This window comes from Cohnella baijiui (assembly GCF_020731285.1).
In the GTDB taxonomy this organism is placed as follows: domain Bacteria; phylum Bacillota; class Bacilli; order Paenibacillales; family Paenibacillaceae; genus Cohnella.
The window spans coordinates 203,460-224,916 of sequence record NZ_JAJFOW010000007.1 but is presented as its reverse complement, the minus strand read 5'-3'; the positions used below and the strand labels follow the sequence as shown (position 1 = coordinate 224,916).

At 61.9% G+C, this 21,457-nt stretch carries 22 protein-coding genes; all 22 read right to left on the bottom strand.

Annotation, left to right across the window (positions count from 1 at the left end):
* Positions 1–517: 517 nt before the first annotated feature.
* The 22 genes from LKX83_RS10660 to LKX83_RS10555 all read right to left on the bottom strand — a co-directional run bounded on the left by LKX83_RS10660 (position 518) and on the right by LKX83_RS10555 (position 21,452).
* Positions 518–1,102: a histidine phosphatase family protein gene (locus LKX83_RS10660; protein ID WP_227882154.1), complete on the bottom strand. Its 585-nt coding sequence runs from the start codon at positions 1,100–1,102 to the stop codon at positions 518–520.
* Positions 1,099–1,701, bottom strand: a complete 603-nt coding sequence (locus LKX83_RS10655) for an anti-sigma factor family protein (RefSeq protein ID WP_227882153.1) — start codon at positions 1,699–1,701, stop codon at positions 1,099–1,101. Before LKX83_RS10655 ends, LKX83_RS10660 begins: the two co-directional genes overlap by 4 nt.
* Positions 1,698–2,300, bottom strand: a complete 603-nt coding sequence (locus LKX83_RS10650; RefSeq protein WP_227882172.1) for an RNA polymerase sigma factor — start codon at positions 2,298–2,300, stop codon at positions 1,698–1,700. The genes LKX83_RS10655 and LKX83_RS10650 overlap by 4 nt, the downstream gene beginning before the upstream one ends.
* A 741-nt stretch (positions 2,301–3,041) precedes the next feature.
* A complete protein-coding gene (locus LKX83_RS10645; RefSeq protein ID WP_227882152.1) occupies positions 3,042–4,184 on the bottom strand; it encodes a prephenate dehydrogenase in 1,143 nt (380 codons plus the stop codon).
* 2 nt (positions 4,185–4,186) lie between these two features.
* Complete coding sequence (gene hisC / locus LKX83_RS10640; protein WP_227882151.1) at positions 4,187–5,284, bottom strand: histidinol-phosphate transaminase; 1,098 nt, start codon at positions 5,282–5,284, stop codon at positions 4,187–4,189.
* A gap of 228 nt (positions 5,285–5,512) precedes the next feature.
* Entirely contained in the window at positions 5,513–6,352 is an 840-nt protein-coding gene (gene trpA, locus LKX83_RS10635; RefSeq protein ID WP_227882150.1) for a tryptophan synthase subunit alpha, read from the bottom strand.
* The gene (gene trpB, locus LKX83_RS10630) at positions 6,349–7,554 is read right to left on the bottom strand and encodes a tryptophan synthase subunit beta (protein WP_227882149.1); all 1,206 of its coding nucleotides are present in this window, start codon (positions 7,552–7,554) and stop codon (positions 6,349–6,351) included. Before trpB ends, trpA begins: the two co-directional genes overlap by 4 nt.
* Positions 7,551–8,240, bottom strand: coding sequence for a phosphoribosylanthranilate isomerase (locus tag LKX83_RS10625; RefSeq protein WP_227882148.1), 690 nt, complete (start codon positions 8,238–8,240; stop codon positions 7,551–7,553). Before LKX83_RS10625 ends, trpB begins: the two co-directional genes overlap by 4 nt.
* A complete protein-coding gene (trpC, locus tag LKX83_RS10620) occupies positions 8,237–9,049 on the bottom strand; it encodes an indole-3-glycerol phosphate synthase TrpC (protein ID WP_227882147.1) in 813 nt (270 codons plus the stop codon). Before trpC ends, LKX83_RS10625 begins: the two co-directional genes overlap by 4 nt.
* On the bottom strand, positions 9,039–10,088 hold the full coding sequence (gene trpD, locus LKX83_RS10615) for an anthranilate phosphoribosyltransferase (protein WP_227882146.1): 1,050 nt from the start codon (positions 10,086–10,088) through the stop codon (positions 9,039–9,041). Before trpD ends, trpC begins: the two co-directional genes overlap by 11 nt.
* Positions 10,089–10,108: 20 nt before the next feature.
* A complete protein-coding gene (gene trpE, locus LKX83_RS10610) occupies positions 10,109–11,683 on the bottom strand; it encodes an anthranilate synthase component I (protein ID WP_227882145.1) in 1,575 nt (524 codons plus the stop codon).
* A gap of 1,251 nt (positions 11,684–12,934) precedes the next feature.
* Positions 12,935–13,321, bottom strand: a complete 387-nt coding sequence (aroH, locus tag LKX83_RS10605; protein ID WP_227882144.1) for a chorismate mutase — start codon at positions 13,319–13,321, stop codon at positions 12,935–12,937.
* Positions 13,318–14,439, bottom strand: coding sequence for a 3-dehydroquinate synthase (gene aroB, locus LKX83_RS10600; protein ID WP_227882143.1), 1,122 nt, complete (start codon positions 14,437–14,439; stop codon positions 13,318–13,320). The genes aroH and aroB overlap by 4 nt, the downstream gene beginning before the upstream one ends.
* Positions 14,439–15,608 carry a chorismate synthase gene (gene aroC, locus LKX83_RS10595; protein WP_304518323.1) on the bottom strand — a complete coding sequence of 390 codons (1,170 nt, stop codon included), beginning with the start codon at positions 15,606–15,608 and terminating at the stop codon, positions 14,439–14,441. The genes aroB and aroC overlap by 1 nt, the downstream gene beginning before the upstream one ends.
* Before the next feature lie 128 nt (positions 15,609–15,736).
* On the bottom strand, positions 15,737–15,964 hold the full coding sequence (locus LKX83_RS10590) for a hypothetical protein (RefSeq protein WP_227882174.1): 228 nt from the start codon (positions 15,962–15,964) through the stop codon (positions 15,737–15,739).
* A gap of 51 nt (positions 15,965–16,015) precedes the next feature.
* Positions 16,016–16,828 carry a CheR family methyltransferase gene (locus tag LKX83_RS10585; RefSeq protein WP_227882141.1) on the bottom strand — a complete coding sequence of 271 codons (813 nt, stop codon included), beginning with the start codon at positions 16,826–16,828 and terminating at the stop codon, positions 16,016–16,018.
* A 39-nt stretch (positions 16,829–16,867) separates the two neighbouring features.
* Positions 16,868–17,311, bottom strand: coding sequence for a nucleoside-diphosphate kinase (ndk, locus tag LKX83_RS10580; RefSeq protein ID WP_227882140.1), 444 nt, complete (start codon positions 17,309–17,311; stop codon positions 16,868–16,870).
* Between the two features lie 69 nt (positions 17,312–17,380).
* Complete coding sequence (locus LKX83_RS10575; protein ID WP_227882139.1) at positions 17,381–18,355, bottom strand: polyprenyl synthetase family protein; 975 nt, start codon at positions 18,353–18,355, stop codon at positions 17,381–17,383.
* Positions 18,352–19,260 carry a menaquinone biosynthesis protein gene (locus LKX83_RS10570; RefSeq protein ID WP_227882138.1) on the bottom strand — a complete coding sequence of 303 codons (909 nt, stop codon included), beginning with the start codon at positions 19,258–19,260 and terminating at the stop codon, positions 18,352–18,354. The genes LKX83_RS10575 and LKX83_RS10570 overlap by 4 nt, the downstream gene beginning before the upstream one ends.
* Entirely contained in the window at positions 19,250–19,867 is a 618-nt protein-coding gene (locus LKX83_RS10565; RefSeq protein ID WP_227882171.1) for a UbiX family flavin prenyltransferase, read from the bottom strand. The genes LKX83_RS10570 and LKX83_RS10565 overlap by 11 nt, the downstream gene beginning before the upstream one ends.
* Entirely contained in the window at positions 19,864–20,739 is an 876-nt protein-coding gene (locus tag LKX83_RS10560) for a UbiA-like polyprenyltransferase (RefSeq protein ID WP_227882137.1), read from the bottom strand. The genes LKX83_RS10565 and LKX83_RS10560 overlap by 4 nt, the downstream gene beginning before the upstream one ends.
* Positions 20,736–21,452, bottom strand: coding sequence for a demethylmenaquinone methyltransferase (locus LKX83_RS10555; protein WP_370639060.1), 717 nt, complete (start codon positions 21,450–21,452; stop codon positions 20,736–20,738). The genes LKX83_RS10560 and LKX83_RS10555 overlap by 4 nt, the downstream gene beginning before the upstream one ends.
* Positions 21,453–21,457 lie beyond the last annotated feature (5 nt).

The following is a 21,457-nucleotide window of genomic DNA, read 5'->3' as shown; positions in this document are numbered from 1 at the left end:
CGCGCAAGCATCCTAAGCGACTAAAGCCAAAGCGTATCCTGTATTGGTAACACAACTAAATTAGGCACGACGATAAAAAAATGTGGGATTGTCGTTGACTACAAAAGGTGGGTGCCTTTTTGCGCCTTTTTGGCGAGTGCCATTCCCGTGGTGAACCATCCTCTTGCACTTCACACGACCTCACGTTGAAAGAAATCGTCATATCGTTACATCAAGGACGCAGTTGCAGGAGAACAAGCAAAGGATGTCACTTTGTTTGCAAAATTTCTGCATCCAATGCCCCTTTTTCTCGCGAAAAGACAGATATAGATTCGATTTTTCGAATCTAAAAGCGCTATTTGCCGCGAAAAGCAGGATCGTATTCGATTATTCGCATAAGTTGAAACGTCGATCCACTGGGTCCGACTCATAGGTGTCTGCCCGTTGGCAGCCAACGCGACCGGCAGCCCTGAATCCCGTCGAACGAAGGTAAACAAAAAAAGCTTGCCGCAAGCGGCAAGCGTCCGTTCGTTCGTCTTTATCGGAGATGGGCCGTACAATTGTGCAGTACCGGCACCCAGACCGAGCCTTCGCGCTCAAGAATCGTCAGCGACAGATTCGCGATGTGCCGATCGTCCACGCCGGTCCGCAGCGCTTGCAGCATCTGCGCCAGAAAGCTGCCGTGCGTGACGGCGAGCCAGCTCTCCCCGGCATGCCGCGCCGAAAATGCTTCGACGAAGGCGAGACCGCGGGTCCGCACCTGCTCGTTCGTCTCCTGATCCGGCACCTGGCTGCGCCAATCCGCGCCCCAGCGGGCGAGACGCTCCGCTTCGGTCGTCCCTTCGGCGGAGCCGAAGCTGCGCTCTCGCAGCCGTTCGTCCAGGAGCAGTGGCACCTGAAGCCGTTCCGCCAAAATCGCGGCCGTTTTGCTGGCGCGCTTGAGGTCGCTGCTGACGACGCCGTCCCAAACGGCCGGCTCGCGCGTCAACCGATCGGCAAGAAGCGTTGCCTGCTGTTCGCCCTCCGCGCTGAGGGGGATGTCGGTCGTGCCTTGAATTTTGCCTGCCTGGTTCCAGGAGGTGACGCCGTGACGTACCCATCCGAGCCGCATCTTTCCGCTCATGCGCGCACCCGGGTAAACCAGTTCAGGATGAGCAGCGTCATGACGACGCCGAGCAGGGAGAGCGCGATCCAATATTCGGGCATGGCGGGAGAAACGCGAAGCACGATCGGATCGCTCAGGCTTGCGACCGGAACGTCGATGAACAGCTGGCTGCCGGAACGGTCGGTAAGCGCGTTCGCCGTCTCCATGACGCCCGTCAACGCGTGATTGTTGGCCGAAGAGCGGTCGTACAGCGAATAGAGGAACCCGCAGCCGAACACCGCGAGCAGCGCCGCCAGCAAACTCGCCACCCGGACGCGGAAAGCGCCGGTAAAGGCGTAGGCCCGGCGAGACGCGGGGAGCAGCCAGTGCTCCTCGGCGTAAATCCGGTTCATGACGCTGCGGTTCACTTCGGCGGCGGCGATCGCTTCCTCCTCGGGCGGGTAGGCGTCCGGCAGCTCGCGAATGAGCGCAAAGCTCTCCTCCCACAGCCGGAATTCCTCCGCGCAGGCGGTGCATCCCTTGAGGTGCTCGTCGACTTCCCGCCGATCGGGCGCGTCCTCCGGCAAGTCCCAATAATCCGCGAGTCGGTCCTGTATCCGATCGCAAGCTGATCTCATCGCGTCTTCAACTCCTCGTACTCCTTCATCAGCACCGATTCCGGCTCTTGCACATACGATTCCAACTGCGTCTTTACGCTCGCCCGCGCCCGGAACAGCAGCGACTTGACGGCGCTCACGGTCTGGCCGAGAATGTTGGCGATCTCTTGATAGTCCAGTCCGTCGTATTCCCGCAGGATCAGCGCGGAACGCTGCTTCTCCGGCAAATTGTTGATCGCGTCCCGGACCATCGAGACTTTCTCGCTGCGGAGCAGCGCCTGCTCGGGCGCGGCCTCGGCGGGCGCTGCGGGTATGTAGGTCATATCGTCCAGCGAAAGATGCGCCGCCTTCTGCTTGCGCAGCTCGCTCAACACGGTGTTGCGGGCGATCGTGTAAAGCCACGTCGAAAAAGACGCATCGACTTCCCGAAACGAATGGAGGCTTCGGTATGCTTTGTAGAACGTCTCGGAGCAAAGGTCTTCCGCCAGCAGCTCCAGCTTGGCGCTGCGAAGCATATGATAAATGAAGGATAAGATCTTTTTTTGATATTTGCTCATCAGCGTGGAATACATCTCCACGTTGCCGTCTTTGATTTCCCGAATCAGTTGAGAATCGGTCATCATGTAACGCGACCTCCACCTTTCAGGGTGAACGTTCGCGGCCGGTCCTATGGTTATACCGGCGCTAAACGAAAAAGTTGCGCGTGTGCGCAGCATATGTAAGAAGGTCCCCAGTATTTTACATAAACCATTGCTATTGTAACATATCGGGGAGATGTGAATAGTTAAAACTCGCTTAAAATTTTCTCAAAATGCAACGGGGCCCGGAATCCATTTCCTATGCGGCGCGGCGAGCGCGCGTCATACAGACAGAAACCATCCGTGCAAAAAGGCAAAAGGACAGGCGGTACGGCGCAGATATTTCTCAAATATTTCCGGTTAAAAATAATGTAAACGCTTATTGACAAAATGAAAACGGATACATATAATAAAAGTACAGTATGGTTTCTCTCCACTCCTATCCAATTGAGCACCTCGCGTGCTGCCACCCTTGCGGGTGGTTTTTTTTTGCAAACATACGGCAATCGCATATTTCCCCCGTTGAAGGCTGCTTGATTTGCAGTCACTTTGTGCCAGTCTATTCGATTTTTCGAATATAAAGAAGCACAATCCCGCCTAAAAGAATGCTTGTATTCGATTTTTTGCAATCAAATGGCCATTATAACGCTAAATATTTTGATGTTGTTCGATTTTTTCGCATTCCATGTCCCCTGCCCTCCCCAACCTCCAACGAACAACGTTATCGCATGCAAAAAAAGCGGCCGTCCTCCCTCTGGAGAAGACGACCGCCGAGCGATCCTGTTAAAAATAGACGGAATAATGCAGGGACTGAAGCAGGGCAACCGCACGCTCGAGGTCCTCGGCATGCCGGAACGAAAGGCGTAAAACGCCGGGGACGTCCTCGCGGCTCTCGATGATGTGCAGGTTGCTCAAATTGATCCGCGCCTGGCCGAGCTCAGTCGCGATTCGCCCGACGATGCCGGGCTGGTCGGGTACATCGACGTAGCACTCGTGCAGCGACGTGATCATCCCTTTGCGGCGCTCGGGCAAATGGCTGCGGAACTCGCCGGCCTGGCGGAACCGATCCGCGATGCCTTCGCCGTCCTCGGCCGAGAGCAGCCGCTCGAAGCCTTCGATCTCCTCGCGCCAATCGCCGAGCAGCTTCAGCAGCACCTCGCGGTTGTTCAGCAGGATGTCCCGCCAAATGCCCGGATCGCTCGAGGCAATGCGGGTGATGTCGCGAAAGCCCCCAGCCGCGAGGCTCCGGTACAGGCCGTTCGTCTCGTTGTACCTGGCGATCTGGTTCACCAGCGCAACCGCGATGACGTGCGGCAGATGGCTGATCGCGCCGACGATGTCGTCGTGAAGCGTCGCGTTCGTCTTGACGACGTTGGCGCGGGTCCAGCGCAACAGTTCCTCCAGCTTGGCGAGCGCCGCGTTCGGCGTATCTCCGGTCGGCGTCAGCACGTAATAGGCGTTTTCGAACAGATCGGGCGTCGCCGCTTCGACACCGGAGCGCTCGGAGCCCGCCATCGGGTGCCCTCCGATGAACGTCGCTCCTTGCAGCTTGAGCCGCTCGGCGTAGCGGACGACCGATGCTTTGGTGCTGCCTACGTCCGTAATGATGCAGCCCGGCTTGAGCGGCAGTGCAGCGACGCGGTCCAGATATTCGTCCAGCATGCCGACGGGCACGCACAGAACGATCAGATCGGCGTCCGACGCAGCCTCTTCGAGCGATGTGGTCGCCTCGTCGACGACCCCAAGGGATAAATATTTGTCCACCGACGATTGCCGCACCGAATGGCCGACCACGCGAATGCCGGGCTTGCCCTTCCAGCAAAGAGCGAGCGAACCGCCGATCAGCCCCACGCCGAAGATGGCGATGCGGGTCGTTTCATGAGGGGTTGCTTGTCGGGATGGAAAACCGTTTGCCTCTGCGCCCATCGTTATACCTGCACCGGCACTTCCTGCAGCACGGCTTCGAGCGCGGCGATGACTTTCGCGTTTTGCTCGGCGCTGCCTACGGTGATGCGGATGTACGTCGGGTAGTGGCGATGTCCGGCGCGGATGATGACCCCTTTGCGCAGCAGCGCCTGGAAGACGTCTTGCGACGGCCGGCGGACGTCGACCATGATGAAGTTGCCGTACGCCGGGAAAGCGAACAGCCCCAGGCGGTCGAAAGCGGCACGCAGCGCGGCCAGACCTTCGCGGTTGGCTTCGCGGCAATGGTCGATGAACGCGTCGTCGCCGAGCGCGGCCAGGGCGGCTGCTTGGCCGAAGCGAGACGTATTGAACGGCTCGCGAACCTGATTGATCGCTTTAACGACTTCAGGTCGGCCGACGCCGTAGCCGATGCGCAGCGAAGCCAGTCCGTAGATCTTGGAGAACGTGCGAAGCAGCACGACGTTCGGATATTTGCGCAGCAGCGCGAAACCGTCGGGGTACGAGGGGTCATCGATATATTCGCAGTAGGCTTCGTCCAGCACGACCATGACGCGCGGCGGCACCTTGGAGAGGAACCATTCTAGCTCGTCGGCCGTCACGATCGTTCCGGTCGGATTGTTCGGGTTGCAGATCCAGACGATTTTCGTCTTGTCGTTCACCTTCTCCAGCATGCCGTACAGATCGTGTGTCCCTTCCTTCAGCGGCACCTCGACGCATACGCCGTTTTCGATCTCGACGTTGTGCTTGTATTGCGGGAACGTCTGATCGGCCATGATCGTCTCGTCGCCCGGCTGCAGGTACGCCCGCGCAATCATCAAAATGACCTCGTCGGAGCCTGCCCCGAAGATGATCTGGTCCGGCTGGACGCCGAAGCGCTCCGCCAGCGCGTTCGTCAGCTCGACCGCTGCGCCGTCCGGATAGATACTGATCTGATCGAGCTCGCCGCGGATCGCTTCGATCGCGCGCGGAGAGCTGCCGAACGGATTCTCGTTGGAAGCGAGCTTGATGACCTCCGTCAGTCCCAGCTCGCGCTTGACTTCTTCGATCGGCTTGCCCGGCTGGTAGACCGGCAGATGGACGATATTCGGTTTGGGTTGCATGATCGGATGACCTCCTGGCGAATGAAAACTGGGTTGGAATCGGCTCCGCGCCGCCGGCGGGGACGCTGCCGCGATCCCGGGACGGACGGCGAGAACGGCGCCCGCCGCGGCGGTCCCGGGAATCAATAAAAAACGGAGCGTCGCCGCTCCGTTTCAGAACAACACGCTCCTATTGTGACACATCCGATAGACGCTGTACAGAGTCAAAGGGCGAAAGCGCCCAGGGAATTATCCCCCGGCGCGCGGCTTGAGGTCCGCGATGAACGCCCGAACCGCCTCCAAGCCTTCTCCCTTGCGCGCGTCGTCTCCGCTGGTCAGCGCAGGCAGCACTTCCTCGACCTTGCGGACGATAGCGCTGCCGACGATGACGCCATCCGCTGCGCCTGCGAAGCGCTCGGCCTGCTCCCGCGTCGAGATGCCGAAGCCGACGCAAATCGGCACGCTCGCCGCGTGGCGCACGGTCGCAAGGAACGAATCGATGCCGTCGTGGAACGAGGACCGAACCCCGGTCACGCCGAGCGACGATACGCAGTAGACGAAGCCGCGCGCCTTCGAGGCGATTCGTTCGACGCGCGCCTCCGACGTCGGGGCGACGAGCGGAATGAGGTGAATGCCGGTCCGCTCCGCGATCGCGCGCACCTCTCCATCTTCCTCGAGCGGCAGATCTGGGATGATGACGCCGCTGAAGCCGTGCTCCTGCAGCAAGGCGAAAAACCGCTCCAGGCCGAGCTGAAGGGTCGGATTGAAATAGGTGAACAGGATAAAGGGCATACGGACGCCGCGGCGGCGGGCTTCCGAAGCGACGCCCATACAGTCGATAAGACCGATTCGGTTCTTCAAAGCCCGCTCCGACGCGCGCTGGATGACCGGCCCGTCTGCGAGCGGATCGGAATACGGAACACCCAACTCGATCATGCTCGCGCCGGCGGCTTCCGCCGCCTGAACGAGCGCGACGGACGTTTCCAGATCGGGATCGCCCATCGTGAGGAACGGGATCAGCGCGCTTTCTCCGCGCGCCTTCAGCGCCGCGAAGGTTTCGTCGATGGCGTTGACGGTCGTCGTGCTCATTCCGCTTCCCTCCCCAAATACCCCATGATCGACTCGACGTCTTTGTCGCCGCGCCCGGACAGGTTGATGACGACGATCGCGTCCTTCGGCAGCGTCGGCGCCAGCTTCAGCGTGTGCGCGACAGCGTGCGCGGACTCCAGCGCCGGGATGATGCCTTCCTGACGCGACAGCAGCTGCAGCGCCTCGAGCGCTTCCGCGTCCGTGACCGGCACGTATTCCGCCCGTTTCGCATCCTTCAGGAATGCATGCTCCGGTCCGATGCCCGGATAATCGAGACCGGCGGAGATCGAATGCGCCTCCTGCACCTGGCCTCCTTCATCCTGAAGCACATAGCTCATCGATCCTTGGAAGACGCCGGGACGCCCCTTCGTCATCGTGGCCGCATGCTTGTCGGTTTCGACGCCGCGTCCGGCGGCTTCGACGCCGATCAGACGGACGGACGCATCGTCCACGAACGGATGGAAGATGCCCATCGCGTTGCTGCCGCCGCCGACCGCCGCGACGATGACGTCGGGAAGACGGCCTTCGGCTTCGAGAATCTGATCCTTCGTCTCCAGTCCGATGACGCGCTGGAAGTCTCTAACCATCATCGGATACGGGTGCGGACCGGTTACGGATCCGAGAATGTAATACGTGTCGTCCACGTGGGACACCCAGTATCGCAGCGTCTCGTTGCAGGCATCCTTCAGCGTGCGCGTGCCCGACGTGACCGGGACGACGTCGGATCCGAGCAGCTTCATGCGGAATACGTTCAGCTGCTGCCGCTTCGTGTCCTCTTCGCCCATGAACACTTTGCATTCGAGGCCGAGCAGGGCGGCGACGGTCGCCGACGCGACGCCATGCTGGCCCGCGCCGGTTTCGGCGATGATTTTTTTCTTTCCCATCCGCTTGGCGAGCACCGCTTGTCCGATCGTGTTGTTGATCTTGTGCGCGCCGGTATGGTTCAGATCCTCCCGCTTCAGGTAGATCTTCGCGCCGCCGAGATGGGCCGTCAGCCGTTCGGCGAAATAAAGCGGCGTCGGACGGCCGGAATATTGCTTCAGCAAATAGCGGACTTCCGCGAGAAAGTCGGGATCGTCCTTGTATCGGTTGTAAGCCTCTTCGAGCTCGTGCAGCGCATTCATGAGCGTCTCGGGTACGTAGCGGCCCCCGAACGTGCCGAATCGGCCGTTCGCGTCGGGCACTTGGGTCGTTTGCGTCATGGCTGTCTCTTCACCCTTTCCGTAAATGCGGCGATTTTGGCGGGATCCTTCGTGCCGTCCGTCTCTACGCCGCTCGAAATATCAACGCCATGCGGCGCGTACGCTTCCATCAGTTCGCCCACGTTGCCGGGATGCAGGCCGCCGGCGACGAACAACCGGAGACCGAGCGCTTCCGCCTGGGCGCGATAGGCCGGAATCATATCCCAGCGGAACGTGCGGCCCGTACCGCCGCCCGCCGTATCGAGCAGGATGGCGGACGCGGCGCCGCGGTAAGCCGCAAGGCGCGAGGGACCGGCGCAGCCGTCCTCCCCGGCTTCATCCGCCTCTGCCACGGGCAGCGCCCGCCACACCTCGACGCCGAACCGGTCCCGCACTTCGCGCGCGAAATCCGGCGTCTCCTTGCCGTGGAGCTGCACCGCGTCGAGGGGGACCGTCCCGAGCGTATCGGCCAGCGTCTCCATCGTCGGATCGACGAAGACGCCGACCGCGCGCGGCGGGAGGCCGCCCGACATTCTCGTCTGCCGGGCGGCCGCGAGCAGCTCTGCGGCTTGCGCCGGCGTCACCCGGCGGCGGCTCTCGGCAAAGACGAAGCCGATGTAGTCGACCGGCAATCCGTCCATGGCCAGCAACGTCGCCGCGTCCCGGATGCCGCAGATCTTGACGAGGGGGGCGTCTGGGGACTTCATTGGCTCGCGCCTTCTTTCGCGACCGGCCCGAGCAAGGCGCCGATCGCCACGCCCACGTCCGGCTGGCGCATGAAATGCTCGCCGATGAGCACGGCTTGCGCGCCGGCCCGGCGCACGTAATCGATGTCGGCCGGCGAGCCGAGTGCGCTTTCGCTAACCGCCGTCACGCCCGAGGGCATAAGCGAAACGAGTTGCTCGGTGACGGAGAGATCGGTCGCGAACGTATGCAGGTCGCGATTGTTGACGCCGATCAGCGTCGCAGTGCCGATGTCGAGCACCGTCTCGAGCTCGGGGCGGTTATGCACCTCGACGAGGACGTCGAGTCCGAGTTCGCGTGCCAGACGATGGTACCCTTCGAGCTGCGTCTTGCTCAGAATGGCGGCGATTAGGAGCACGGCGTCCGCTCCGATCAGACGGGCTTCGTAAATCTGGCGTTCATCGATCGTAAAGTCCTTGCGGAGCAGCGGCACCTTTACGCCTTGCTTCACTTGCATCAGGTAGTCGTTGCTGCCCTGAAAATAGTCTACGTCCGTCAGCACGGAGATGCAATCCGTGCCGGCTTTCTCGTATGCTTGCGCCAGCAGGACGGGATGAAAGTCCGTACGGATCAGTCCCTTGGATGGACTAGCCTTCTTCACCTCGGCGATCAGTCCGATCGGGCGGTTCCGATTCCCCTCGGTCAGCGCACGCTCGAACCCGCGGCAGGGCTCCATTTCGGCGATCTTCCGTTCGGCCGCGCCGAGGTCCAGCGTCGAATTCAGCCGTTCCACTTCCTCCCGCTTGGTAGCGACGATGCGATCAAGAAACATGGCTCACTTCTCCCGTCGTTGCAATCCATTGTTGCAGTTTGTCCTTCGCGGCTCCGTTATCGATCGTCTCGGCCGCCCGCTTGACGCCGTCCGCCAGCGTCTCCGCGCGTCCGGCGACGTAGATGCAGGCGCCCGCGTTCGCAAGCACGACGTCGCGGTAGGCGCCCATCTCTCCATCGAACACGCGCCGGATGATGGCCGCGTTTTCCGCCGCGTCTCCGCCACGTACCTCGCCGAGCGGCGCGGTCGTCAAGCCGAGCGCTTCCGGCGTTATATCGTATGTCGTCACGACGCCGTCCTTCAGTTCGGACACTTGTGTCGGCGCGGAAATGCTGATCTCGTCCAGGCCGTCGTGGCTGCCGACGACCATCGCCCGCCGCAGGCCGAGCCGCCCGAGCACCTGGGCGACCGTCGCCGTGCGCGTCCGGTCGTACAGCCCCATGAGCTGGCGGTCGGCATTGGCCGGGTTGGCCAGCGGCCCGAGCATATTGAAGATCGTCCGGACGCCCAGCTCCTTGCGCGGCGCCGCCGCATGCTTCAAGGCCGGGTGATACAGCTGCGCGAACATAAAGCAGATGCCGGTGCGGTCGAGGCACGCGGACGCTTGTTCCGCAGTAAGCTCAATATGGACGCCGAGCGCTTCGAGCACGTCGGCGCTGCCGGCTTTGCCGGACATGGCGCGATTGCCGTGCTTGGCGACGCGAACCCCCGCCGCGGCCGCGATGATGGCGGACGAGGTCGAGATGTTGAATTTGTGGATACCGGAGCCGCCTGTCCCGCACGTATCGAGCAAGTCCTCATTCGCCGTGCGAAGTTTGCCGGAAAAGGAGCGCATCGCTTCCGCGAAGCCGGTGATTTCGTCGACGGACTCGCCCTTCAGGCGCAGCGCGACGACGATCCCGCCGATCTGCGCCGGGGTCGCTTCCCCCTTCATGATCAAATTCATGACGGCTTGGGCTTCCTCCCGCAACAGGTCGTGCCCGTCCATCAGCTTGGACAACGCCTGCGGCATCGTCATGCTCGCTTCCAATACGCTCATCGCCGATTCCTCCCTTTTCCTCAATCGTAATCCAGGTTCGTCCGGCGGTCCCCCGCCACGACCAGTCGCTGCGAGCGGTCCGCGGAAACGCCGAATACCGCTTCGGCCGCGCGGATCGCTTTCAGGCATCCCTTGGCCTTGTTGACGGTCTCCTCGTACTCGCTCTCGGGCACCGAATCCCAGACGATGCCGGCGCCCGCTTGAACGTAGGCTTTGCCGTTCTTGAAGACGATCGTCCGGATCGTGATGCACGTATCCATATTGCCGGAAAAGCCGAAGTAGCCGATCGCGCCCGCGTAGGCGCCCCGCGCTTCGTGCTCGAGCTCGGAGATGATCTCCATCGCCCGCAGCTTCGGCGCTCCGGATACCGTGCCCGCCGGCAGACAGGACAGGAAAGCGTCGAAAAACGTCTTGTCCGGGGCCAATTTGCCCGTGACGTTGGAGACGATGTGCATGACGTGGGAGTATCGCTCGATCTCCATGTACGAATCGCACTTTACCGAGCCGTACTCGGACACGCGTCCGAGATCGTTGCGACCCAGATCCACGAGCATCACGTGCTCGGCGCGTTCTTTCTCGTCGGCCAGCAGCTCCCGCTCGTACGCGAGATCCTCTTCCGGCGTCCGGCCGCGCGGCCGCGTGCCGGCGATCGGACGGGTCTCGACGCGCTCCCCGTCGACCTTGACGAGCAGCTCCGGCGAAGCGCCGACAATGACCTCGTCCTCGAATTTCAGCACGTACATGTACGGCGACGGGTTCATCGTGCGAAGCATCCGGTACACGTGCAGCGGATCGACTTCCGTTTCGATATGGAACCGTTGGGAAAGCACCACTTGGAAAATGTCGCCCGCGCGGATGTACTCCTTGGCCTGGTGCACGTTGTCGATGAATTGCTCGCGGGTCAGGTTGGAGCGCACGTCGCCGAGCTCCGGATCGGAAGGCGGCGTTCCGTTCGCGACGGGCGGCTGCGGCAGCGGCTGGCGCATGCGCCGGATCGTATCTTCGATCCCTTCGCAAGCGCGTTCGTACGCCTCGGCAATGACTTCGTCCGTCGCTCCTTCGGGGACGTGAACGTTGCCCACGACGAGCACCTGCTGCTTGAAGTGGTCGAACACGACAACGCGGTCGCAGAACATGAACTGCATGTCGTCCATTTGCAGGTCGTCGTGACGGTGCGCGGGCAGCTTGCGCTCGTAGTACTGCAGCAGATCATAGCCGAAAAATCCGATGGCCCCGCCGGTAAAAGGCGGCAGCTCCGGCAGCGCGGGGCTGCGGTATTGCCGCAGCCGCTCCCGCAGGAGCTTCAGCGGATCGTTCGTGGCGAACGACTGACTGGCCCCGCCCTCCTCTACCGTCACGTTTCCTTTTTTCAGCTTCAGCACGAGAAACGGGTCGGTCCCGATGAACGAGTACCTCGCCCATTTGATGCCGCCTTCCACGCTCTCCAGCAGGAAGGCCCTCCCTTCCCTGCTCAGCTGCTGAAAGACGCGGATCGGCGTCTCGGTATCGGCCAGCAGCCTCCGTACGACGGGAATGACATTATATTGTCCGGCCAGGCGAATCACTTCCTGAAGCTCCTGCGCGCGCTGTTCCATTTCGATAATCTCCCCTCTCCAAGCCGCACCGGGATGCGGTCTTGCCGATGCCGGCCGCGAGCGTGGCGGCAGGCTGCCCTGCAAGCTCGAGCAAAGCGAAGCCATAAAAAAAGCACCTCTGCGTCCGCAGAGATGCTGTCTTAGATAAGGGAATAGCAAACCGCAGCCCAAACGACATCCGTCGTCGGCTCGCGTGCCTCGCCGTCTGCGCCCTGCCGCGCGAATCCTGCGCGGCCGCGTACGGCACTCCGCTCATCTCATCTCTGCTCGACTCACTCGCGCGTAAGTCGTCGTCCCTCCGGCCGACGGTTCCGCGCCAAGTAATAAACTTACTATAGCATCCGTAAACGGACAGCGTCAACGGGTGAGGAGGAAAAGAGCGCTACGTCTCCTGTCGGAGCCATTGGCTCCAACTCTTACCACTTTGCGCGGGCGAAACTAAGCTGGAGCAGAACTGCCGGTGCATCGAGGTGCGGTTTGTGCATCTACATCACGATCTGGAGAAGCAGATCGCGCGACGCCAGGTCCAACGCATTCGTCGGTATGTTGGATTGGCGGTGGTAGTTGGTGACGGTTTGTTGGTGCCGGTGTGTTGGTGTCGGTGTGTTGGTGTCGGTGTGTTGGTGTCGGTGTGTTGGTGTCGGTGTGTTGGTGTCATAATGTAGGCGAAGTATGTTTGTGGCAGTGTAGTTGGCGATCGTATGCGGGGAGTATTGTTACGGCAGTATGTGAATCGCGATAAGTTCGTCTGAGGCACGCTGGACCGGTTTAATGCAAACGTACAACTAATTTCAGCGAAATCGCCTCTCAACCCTTCATTAATTGCAAAAGTACAACTAAAAGGCACGAAAAGGCGCGAAACCGGAACAACCGCCAGAATTAGATGTACGAATGCAACTAGTTGGCCATTGAGCCCCTTTTTTAGGGAAATTAGATGTACGAATGCAGCTAAATCAGGCGTGAGCGGTGCAGCCGGGAGATACGAACCGTGAAGCGGTAGAGAGAGATCGACCGGAAGGGTTGGAACAAGCAAGTTCGGCCGGATGTGTGGTAACCGCCCATCGCCCCTCCTGGCAGCTGCCGCATCCCTCCGTAGGAACATTATTGCGCTCTTCGGAGAAGCTTGACCGCGCAAAAAGCTCCCCACCCGGGGAGCCATTTAACGGACGGTCAGGCGAAGCGCGCCCGATGCCGATGCGTCGGGCACTTCGCCGCCTTCCCGTCTATCCTATGCGTTTGCGCAACTAGCGGTCAGGACTGCACATCCGCGCCGGATGCCGTCAGATCGGGACGCAGCTTGCGCGCGTCGCCGAGGTAGACGTGCCGGATCTCGGATTGCGATGCGTCGGTATTGACAAGCACCATCAGCCGGACGCACTTCTCTAGCCCGCCTTTGACCGGGATCTCGACCGAGCACATGAGCGGCACGAGCTCCCACCCCGCCATCTGGCGGATCGCACGCGCCGGGAACGTCGCGTCGAGGTCCTGCGTCACCGTGATGAACAGGCTGCAGATGTCCTCGGGCTCGACGCGGTTCTCCTCAACGATGGCCCGCAGCACCTCGAGCGTCGCGTCCAGGATTTGCTGTTCTTCGTTGGCGTCCACCGTGATGGCGCCCCGGATTCCCCTTACCTTCACCGTTCCCCGGCCTCCTCTTTCAGTCCTTCGACGATCTCCCGCACCCATGCGGCGGGAACGTCGTTGCGGATCTCGACTGTGCCGATCGCCTTCGGCACGACGAAAACCATCTGCCCTTCCTTGAACTTCTTGTCGTGGAGCATCGCCTTCATGATCGCTTCCGTATCGTAGCCGGTCGGAATCCGGACCGGGAGACCGACCTTGCGGAACAGCCGCTCGGTCGTCTCGGCGATATCGGCGGCGTAGCCGAAGCGCGCGGCGAGGCGTGCCGAACCGACCATGCCGATCGCGATCGCCTCGCCGTGCAGCAGCTCGCCGTATCGGCCGACCGCTTCGAGGGCGTGGCCGATCGTATGGCCGAGATTCAGGATGGCGCGCAGGTCATTCTCACGCTCGTCCTGGGAGACGACGGCCGCCTTGACCTTGCAGCCCTCGTAGAGCGCATGGCCGAGCGCGTCCGGATCAAGTGCCAGCAGCCGATCGGCGTTCTCGTCGCACCAACCGACGAACGACGCGTCCCAGATGAGGCCGTGCTTCACGACTTCGGACAGGCCCGACCGGACTTCCCGCATCGGCAGCGTCCTCAGCGTGTCAATGTCGTACAGCACGAACTCGGGCTGATGGAAGGCGCCGATAATGTTTTTGGCCAGGCGGTGATTGACCGCGACTTTGCCGCCGACGCTGCTGTCGTGCGCCAGGATCGTCGTCGGGATCTGCACGAAGCGGACACCGCGCATGTAGGACGCGGCGACGAAGCCCGCCAGATCGCCGACGACACCTCCGCCCAAGGCGAGTACCGTCGACCGGCGGTCGAGTCCCGCCTCCAGCGCGGCCGTGACCAGGTCGTCGAACTGCGCGAGCGACTTCGACGACTCGCCGGACGGCACCACGGCGCGCGATACCGCATAGCCCGCATCGCGGAGCGAGCGTTCGACAACGCCCGCGTAGCGGCCCGCGATCGAAGCGTCGGTGACGAGCAATAGCGGCGACCTCGCGGGCAAGCCGCGCTCAAGGAAAATCGCGCCAATCCGCTCCAGCAATCCCGACCCGATATAAATCGGGTACGATCGTTCCCCCAAGTCGACCGACAGCTCCCGGATCTCCCGTTCCCCCGCCATCAGTACGCCGCCACTTGCTTCAGGTAGTTCTCGTAATTCGCCTTGATCTCCTCCATGGAGTCTCCGCCGAACTTCTCGAGAAACGCCTTGGCGACTTCCCACACGACGACGCTCTCCATGACGACGCTGGCGGCGGGAACCGCGCAAGCGTCCGAACGTTCCACTTGCGCGCTGAACGCTTCCTTCGTGTCGATATCGACGCTCTGCAGCGGCTTGTACAGCGTCGGGATCGGCTTCATGACGCCGCGCACGACGATCGGCTCGCCGTTGGTCATGCCGCCTTCAAAGCCGCCCAGGCGATTGGAGGCGCGGTGATAGCCACGCTCCTCCGTATACAGAATCTCGTCATGCACTTTGGAGCCCGGCTGGTTCGCCGCTTCGAAGCCGATGCCGATTTCGACGCCCTTGAACGCGTTGATCGAAACGACGGCCTGCGCGATGCGCCCGTCCAGCTTGCGGTCCCACTGCACGTGGCTGCCGAGACCGATCGGCAGACCGGTCACGATGCACTCGACGACCCCGCCGATCGAATCGCCGTCCGTCTTGGTCTGATCGATGAGTGCGATCATGCGCTGCTCTGTCTCGGCGTCGACGACGCGCACCGGAGAAGCCTCCGTCCGCTCGATCAGCTCGTCGATCGGCAGATTCGGCGCCGGCGCGACGATCCCGCCGATCGAGACGACGTGACCCGCGACCCGGATGCCGAAGTTCGCGAGGAACTGGCGCGCGATGGCGCCGACGGCGACGCGAATGGCGGTCTCGCGGGCGCTGGAGCGCTCCAGCACGTTGCGCAGGTCATGCAGCTCGTACTTGATGCCGCCGTTCAGATCCGCATGGCCGGGACGCGGGCGATGGACGCGGCGCTTGGCTTCGTCGCCGCCTTCGATCGGCTCGACGTTCATGACCGACGTCCAGTGCTTCCAGTCGTTGTTGGCGACGACAACCGCGACGGGCGCCCCTGTCGTGCGGCCGTGGCGCACCCCGCCTACGATTTGCGCCGTATCTTGTTCGATCTGCATGCGACGGCCGCGGCCGTGGCCCTTCTGGCGGCGCTGCAGTTGAAAATTCAATGCTTCGAAGTCGATCGTCAGATTGCTGGGCAACCCTTCGATGATCGCAGTCAGCTGCGGGCCGTGCGTCTCTCCCGCGGTCAAGTAACGTAAACTCAATGTGGTTCCTCCCTCTCGCGTCTGGCACCCGATCCTATCTTTGCACATTATAGTACAGCGTTAAAGCGTTTGACAAGAAAAGAGCCCGTCGCAGACGGACGGGCTCTTGCTTGGCGAACGCGTGTCGTTTAAGACTCCAAAAAGGTCAGTCTCCGTCGGTCCCGGTACGGATCCGCCGCCATGGCCGCGGTCGCATCGCCGCCGGCGACGGCCCCCGGGTCCGGCAGGATCTCGGCTTCGTCTCTCAGGAGGCAAGAGCCGAGCAGCGACGGATTGTCGAGACCGAGAATTTGCGCGCACTCCTGCGCGGAAATCAGTCCGAACCGGTAGGCGGCGATCACTTTGCGCTTGTCCATGTCACCCTCCGCGGAATAGGTTAGCCCTAGTATCGCGCCAAAGGGGAAGGCTCATACCGTCTTGCGGTAGAAAAACGTATCGGCGGATTCCAATCCGTATTGTCCGGGAGAGAAGATCTGCTCCGTGCTGCCGACGAACAGCAGCCCGCCCGGCTTCAAAGCCCGGGAAAACTTTTGATACAGCAGCTGCTTCGCCTCTTCGGTGAAATAGATCATCACGTTGCGGCAGACGATCAGATCGTACCGTTCGCCGAACGGATCGAGCAGCAGATTCTGCTTTTGGAAGCGGATCGCCCGCCGCAGCCGTTCGTCCACCTCGAAGTCGCCGCGATCCTCGCGGAAATATTTGTCTACGTAGGGGCGCGGCACTTCGCGAAGCGAGCGCTCGACGTAGCGGCCGAGCTTCGCCTTCGCGAGCACGCCTTCGTCGAGGTCGGTCGCGAGGATCGTCGAGGTGGAGAGCGCACCCAGCGAATCCAGGATCATCGCCAGCGTATAAGGCTCTTCGCCCGTCGAGCAGGCGGCGCTCCACACCGAAAGACGGGGCGAGTCCGCGATCATCGGGGGCAGGAACTGCTCCATGAGCACCCGCCACCGGTTCGGATTGCGCCAAAACTCGGAGACGTTGATCGTCATCCGGTCCAAAAATTCGTTCCGCAGCCGCGGATCGTCCATCATCGCGGCGAAATAGGCGGCAAAATCGGCGTAGCCGTGCTTAAGCCGCAGCGTCGTGAGTCGCCTGCGCATTTGCGTTTCTTTGTATTGCGACAGGTCGATCGACGTCGCTCGCCGCACGTTGGCGACGAAGCGGGCGAAATCCTCGTCTTCCGCAGAAGCCGCCGTTTGGGTTCCCCAATCCTTCATTCTCTCGCTAGCCCCTCCCAGCCGCCGACCGGCGGCCGATTAGATCCACACCTGGATCGCTTTGTCGTAGGACACGAGCTCGTGCTCGGCGAAGAAGATGCCGATCTCTCGCTCCGCGTTTTCGTGGGAGTCCGAGCCGTGAATGAGGTTGTAGTTCGTATGTAAGGCAAAGTCCCCGCGAATCGTGCCGGGCGCGGCTTCGAGGCCGTTCGTCTTGCCGATCAGCTGGCGCGCGGCGGCGACGGCTTGGTCGCCCTCCCACACCATGGCGAAGACGGGTCCGGAGGTGATGAAGACGATCAGCCGATCGTAAAAATCTTTGCCGTGATGCTCCGCGTAGTGGCGAGCCGCCAGCTCCGGCGTCACCCGCATCAGCTTGGCGCCGACGAGCTTCAAGCCCTTGCGCTCGAGCCGGCCGACCATTTCCCCGATCAGTCCGCGTTCTACGCCGTCGGGCTTCACCATCAAGTAAGTCCGTTCCATGAAGATCCCCCTTTTCGGTCCATGCCCGTGTGATAGGCTGTTTTCCCCATTTTACCACAAAAGGCGATCTCAATAACTTCTTTGCGCCACAAACCTCGCGATATCGGCAAGATTCTTGCGCGCGGGGATGGCGGGCAGGTCCTCCAGCACGCGCAGCGCTTTGGCCAGGTAGCGCTCCGCGAGCGCTTCCGACCGGCGGATGCCGGAGCTGCCCCGGACGAGGCGCACGGCTGCAGCCGAATCGGCGGCGCCGTCGCTTTCGCGGATGCGCGCGATCTCCGCGAGCAGCGGCTCGCGTTCCCGCTCGTCTTGGAGTGCGTACAGCACCGGCAGCGTAATGTTTCCCTGCCGCAGGTCGCTGCCCGGCGGCTTGCCGATCTCCTTCTCCGTGCCGCACAAGTCGAGCAAATCGTCGGTAATTTGGAATAACATCCCTACGTTATACCCGTACCTGTACAGAATATTCGCCTGGCGCTCCGGCACGCCCGACGCGAGCGCGCCCAGCTGGCAGCTGATCGCGATGAGGAGCGCCGTCTTGCGTCGGATGCGGAGCAAGTAGTTGCGCTCACTTTGATTCACGTTGAAAAAATCGCGGATCTGCTCCATTTCCCCGATGCACATCTGCACGATCGCGCTCGAAAGGATTTGATGGATGCGCGGATGCTCGAGCTCCGTGGCGACGACGAGCGACTTGCCATGGAGGTAATCGCCCGTGAACATCGCGATCCGGTTGTCCCACTTCGCTTTGACCGTAGGTTGGCCGCGCCGGGTGTCGGCGTCGTCGATCACGTCGTCGTGCACGAGGGACGCCATGTGGATCAGCTCGAGCGGCACGGCTACGCGCTTCAACTGATCGACCGAGTATTGGCCGAATTTGCCGGCGAGCAGGACGAACACCGGGCGCAGCCGTTTGCCGCCCGCTTTCAAGAGGTGCAGCGCCGAGTCGTTCAGCAGCGGCAGATCCGACGCCACGCTCTGCGCGAGCGCGTCTTCGATCGTCTGGAGGTCGGACTTCAGGGAGGCGTAGAGTTGAATAAACTTCATAGATTCACCTTCGGTAGGATGTGTTCTCCGGGGACGTCCGAAGCCGCCGCTTCGCGGCCGCCGGCAGGCGTCCATTCGGCGATCTCCGCGGGTGAAGCAAGCACCCCGAGCTCGTGCGCATATCGGAAATAATGGGAGAGGCCCTCCCGTTCAGCCGGCCCGAAATCGTAAGCGAGACCACGGAAGTAAGACGTCCAGTAAGCGGCGTCGCCCCCGATTTGCCGCATCGCCTGCGCGACCACCGGCCGAAGATCTTCGAGAGACCGGCGTTTCGAAGCGGTCAGCGCTTCGAATACAGCCCTCACCGCCTCCGGCCGCGAGGCGGCCGCTTCGCGGCGGACCGCCCAGACCGCGAAGGTCATGCCGAGCCCCGTCCTGCGGCGCCATTCTTCGCCCAGATCCAGCACCCGGCATCCGTGGTCGGTCCAGGAAGCGCGGATCGCGTGATCGCCGATGAGCAGTGCGGCGTCGGCGCGCTCCAGCATGGCTTCGAGGTCCGGCTCTGCGGTCTCGTATTGCGGATGCGCGCCGTAGAACGTTTCCGCGATGATCTTCAGCAGGTTTACCGAGGTGGCCGAAGTCGTCGTCATCGCGATTTTACCGTTCAACGCTTCCTCGAGCGGCTTTTTGGCGAACAACAAGATCGACTGCACCCGGTCCTTTGCGCTGACGGACAGGTCCGGCAGCAACAAATAGTCGCGGCAGGATTGTCCGTAAGCGAACGAAGAAATCGCGGCGATGTCGATCTCGCCTTCGCGAAGCTTCCGGTTCAACGCGGCCGGCACGTCCAGATCAACCTCCGCCTCCACATTCAGCCGCGTCGGATCGAAATGATGGAACACGGGCCAGACGTTGGTGTAATCGATTCTGCCGATGCGAATCGACCCGCTCCCGTCAGTCTTCATAGCTCTCTCCCCATCTGATGTACAAGTTGTGTGCGATGCCCATGTTGTCCATGACTTTGCCGACCAGGAAACGGACGGCGTCCTGCAGCGTCTGCGGGCCTTGGTAGAAGGCCGGCATCGCCGGAACGATGCGTACGCCCAGACGGGCGAGCTTCAGCATGTTCTCCAGGTGGATCGCGTTCAGCGGCGTCTCCCGGGGAACGAGCAGCAGCGGCCGCCCCTCCTTCATCGTCACATCGGCGGCGCGCGCGATCAGGTTGTCCGACGTGCCGTGCGCGATCGCGGCGAGCGTGCCCATCGAGCACGGCACGACGACCATCCCTTCGCAGCGGAACGAACCGCTGGCGATGGCGGCGCCGATGTCGCCAAGCGGGTGATGAACAAGCTTGCCCGGTCCTTCCTCGAGCTCGCGACGCAGCGTGTCGGCACGTTTGGTCGCGTCCCAGCCGAGTTCCTCCTTCAAGACGCGCCAGCCGGCTTCGGAAACGACTAGGTGAACCTCGATCCCCGCGGCGAGCAGCTCGCGGCAAAGCGTGACGCCGTAGGTCGCCCCGCTCGCTCCCGTAATCCCGACGACCCAGCGGCGAGGTGCGGCCGCGAGGCTCACCACGATCTCACCACCACGAGATCAATGAACGTAAACACGAATACGACCGCGCTCAGCACCCCGTTCATCGTGAAGAAGGCTGCATTCAGCTTGCTGAGGTCGTTCGGGCTGACGAGGCGGTGCTCGTAGAAGAGCAGCGCGCCGGCGGCGATCGTCCCGATGAGATACCACCAGCTCAGATCGGTCAGCGCAAGCAGCAGAATAAAGCCGACGAGCGTGACCGCGTGCATCGTTCTGGCGATGCCGAGGGCGCGCGCGATACCGAATCGCGCCGGAATCGAGTGCAGCCCTTCCTTGCGGTCGAAGTCGACGTCCTGGCAGGCGTAGATGATATCGAAGCCCGCCGACCAAAGCGCGACCGTCAAAAACAGCACGAAGGCCGCCGGCGAGACGGTGCCCGTCACGGCGACCCATCCGCCGAGCGGCGCGAGGCCGAGCGTGAGTCCCAATACGAGATGGCATGCCCAAGTGAAGCGCTTGGTGTACGAATAAAAAACCGTCATGAAGACGGCGATCGGCATCAATTCCAGCGCCAGCCGGTTCAGCTGCGAAGCGGCCCAGAACAGCAGGCCGAACGAGACGACGATGAAGAGGACGACTTCGGCGGTGCCCAGCAAGCCCGCGGGCATCGCCCGGTTCGCCGTGCGCGGATTACGGGCGTCGATCGCCTTGTCGATGAGCCGGTTCAGGCTCATGGCCGCCGTGCGGGCGCCGATCATGGCCAGCAGGATCCAGCCGCATTGGGCCCATGTAGGCAGCGCGTGATTTTCCGTCACCGCGCCCAAAATCGTACCGACGTACGCGAACGGCAGCGCGAACAGCGTATGTTCGAATTTGATCATTTCAAAAAATATTTTAAGTTTGCGAATCATGCTCCGTCGTACCCCTTTGTTCCGATGTGCAGCGCCGCGACCCCTCCGGTCAGAGGGTATGCGCGAACGTTGCGCAGACCGGCCCCGCGGAACATCTCGGCGAGCGCGGCCAGATCCGGGAATACGGCCAGCGATTCCGGGAGCCAGCGGTACTGCTCGTACTTGCGCACGAGCCATTTGCCGAGCAGCGGCAGCAGCTTCTCGAAGTAAAAATAATAAAGTCCCTTAAACGGCTGCCAGGTCGGCTTGGACAGCTCCAGGCAAACGACCTTGCCGCCCGGCTTCACGACCCGCTTCATCTCCCGCAGCACCTGTGCGATGTCCGGCACGTTGCGGAGGCCGAAGCCGATCGTGACATAATCGAACGAATTGTCCGGAAAAGGCAGCTCCATTGCGTTGCCTTGCACCAGCTCGATCTGCGAGGCAAGCCCGAGTCGGTCGAGCTTGGCTTGTCCGACAGTCAGCATGTTCGCGCTGAAGTCCAGGCCGACCGTCTTCCCCCCGCTGGCCTTCGCGAGCGCGATCGTCCAGTCGCAGGTGCCGCAGCACAAGTCGAGCGAGGTTTGTCCGGGCTTGACGTCCATCTTTTTCATTGTGAAGTTGCGCCATGCCTTGTGCCTGCGAAAGCTTAAAATATCGTTCATCAAGTCGTACTTCGGCGCGATGCTCTCGAAGACGGAATGAACGTGGCTTTTGTCTGATCTAGCGTTCATGTTCG

Excerpts from the sequence above, each read along its gene's own strand:
- LKX83_RS10585 (WP_227882141.1), bottom strand. The coding sequence starts at position 16,828 with ATGAAGGATTGGGGAACCCAAACGGCGGCTTCTGCGGAAGACGAGGAT.
- trpC (WP_227882147.1), bottom strand. The coding sequence starts at position 9,049 with ATGTTTCTTGATCGCATCGTCGCTACCAAGCGGGAGGAAGTGGAACGG.
- LKX83_RS10570 (WP_227882138.1), bottom strand. The coding sequence starts at position 19,260 with ATGAAGACTGACGGGAGCGGGTCGATTCGCATCGGCAGAATCGATTAC.
- LKX83_RS10575 (WP_227882139.1), bottom strand. The coding sequence starts at position 18,355 with ATGAAGTTTATTCAACTCTACGCCTCCCTGAAGTCCGACCTCCAGACG.
- LKX83_RS10660 (WP_227882154.1), bottom strand. The coding sequence starts at position 1,102 with ATGAGCGGAAAGATGCGGCTCGGATGGGTACGTCACGGCGTCACCTCC.
- LKX83_RS10560 (WP_227882137.1), bottom strand. The coding sequence starts at position 20,739 with ATGATTCGCAAACTTAAAATATTTTTTGAAATGATCAAATTCGAACAT.
- LKX83_RS10645 (WP_227882152.1), bottom strand. The coding sequence starts at position 4,184 with ATGGGCGCAGAGGCAAACGGTTTTCCATCCCGACAAGCAACCCCTCAT.
- aroB (WP_227882143.1), bottom strand. The coding sequence starts at position 14,439 with ATGGCGGGGGAACGGGAGATCCGGGAGCTGTCGGTCGACTTGGGGGAA.
- ndk (WP_227882140.1), bottom strand. The coding sequence starts at position 17,311 with ATGGAACGGACTTACTTGATGGTGAAGCCCGACGGCGTAGAACGCGGA.
- LKX83_RS10590 (WP_227882174.1), bottom strand. The coding sequence starts at position 15,964 with ATGGACAAGCGCAAAGTGATCGCCGCCTACCGGTTCGGACTGATTTCC.
- LKX83_RS10655 (WP_227882153.1), bottom strand. The coding sequence starts at position 1,701 with ATGAGATCAGCTTGCGATCGGATACAGGACCGACTCGCGGATTATTGG.
- hisC (WP_227882151.1), bottom strand. The coding sequence starts at position 5,284 with ATGCAACCCAAACCGAATATCGTCCATCTGCCGGTCTACCAGCCGGGC.
- LKX83_RS10555 (WP_370639060.1), bottom strand. The coding sequence starts at position 21,452 with ATGAACGCTAGATCAGACAAAAGCCACGTTCATTCCGTCTTCGAGAGC.
- LKX83_RS10625 (WP_227882148.1), bottom strand. The coding sequence starts at position 8,240 with ATGAAGTCCCCAGACGCCCCCCTCGTCAAGATCTGCGGCATCCGGGAC.
- trpA (WP_227882150.1), bottom strand. The coding sequence starts at position 6,352 with ATGAGCACGACGACCGTCAACGCCATCGACGAAACCTTCGCGGCGCTG.
- trpE (WP_227882145.1), bottom strand. The coding sequence starts at position 11,683 with ATGGAACAGCGCGCGCAGGAGCTTCAGGAAGTGATTCGCCTGGCCGGA.
- LKX83_RS10650 (WP_227882172.1), bottom strand. The coding sequence starts at position 2,300 with ATGACCGATTCTCAACTGATTCGGGAAATCAAAGACGGCAACGTGGAG.
- trpD (WP_227882146.1), bottom strand. The coding sequence starts at position 10,088 with ATGAGCGTATTGGAAGCGAGCATGACGATGCCGCAGGCGTTGTCCAAG.
- trpB (WP_227882149.1), bottom strand. The coding sequence starts at position 7,554 with ATGACGCAAACGACCCAAGTGCCCGACGCGAACGGCCGATTCGGCACG.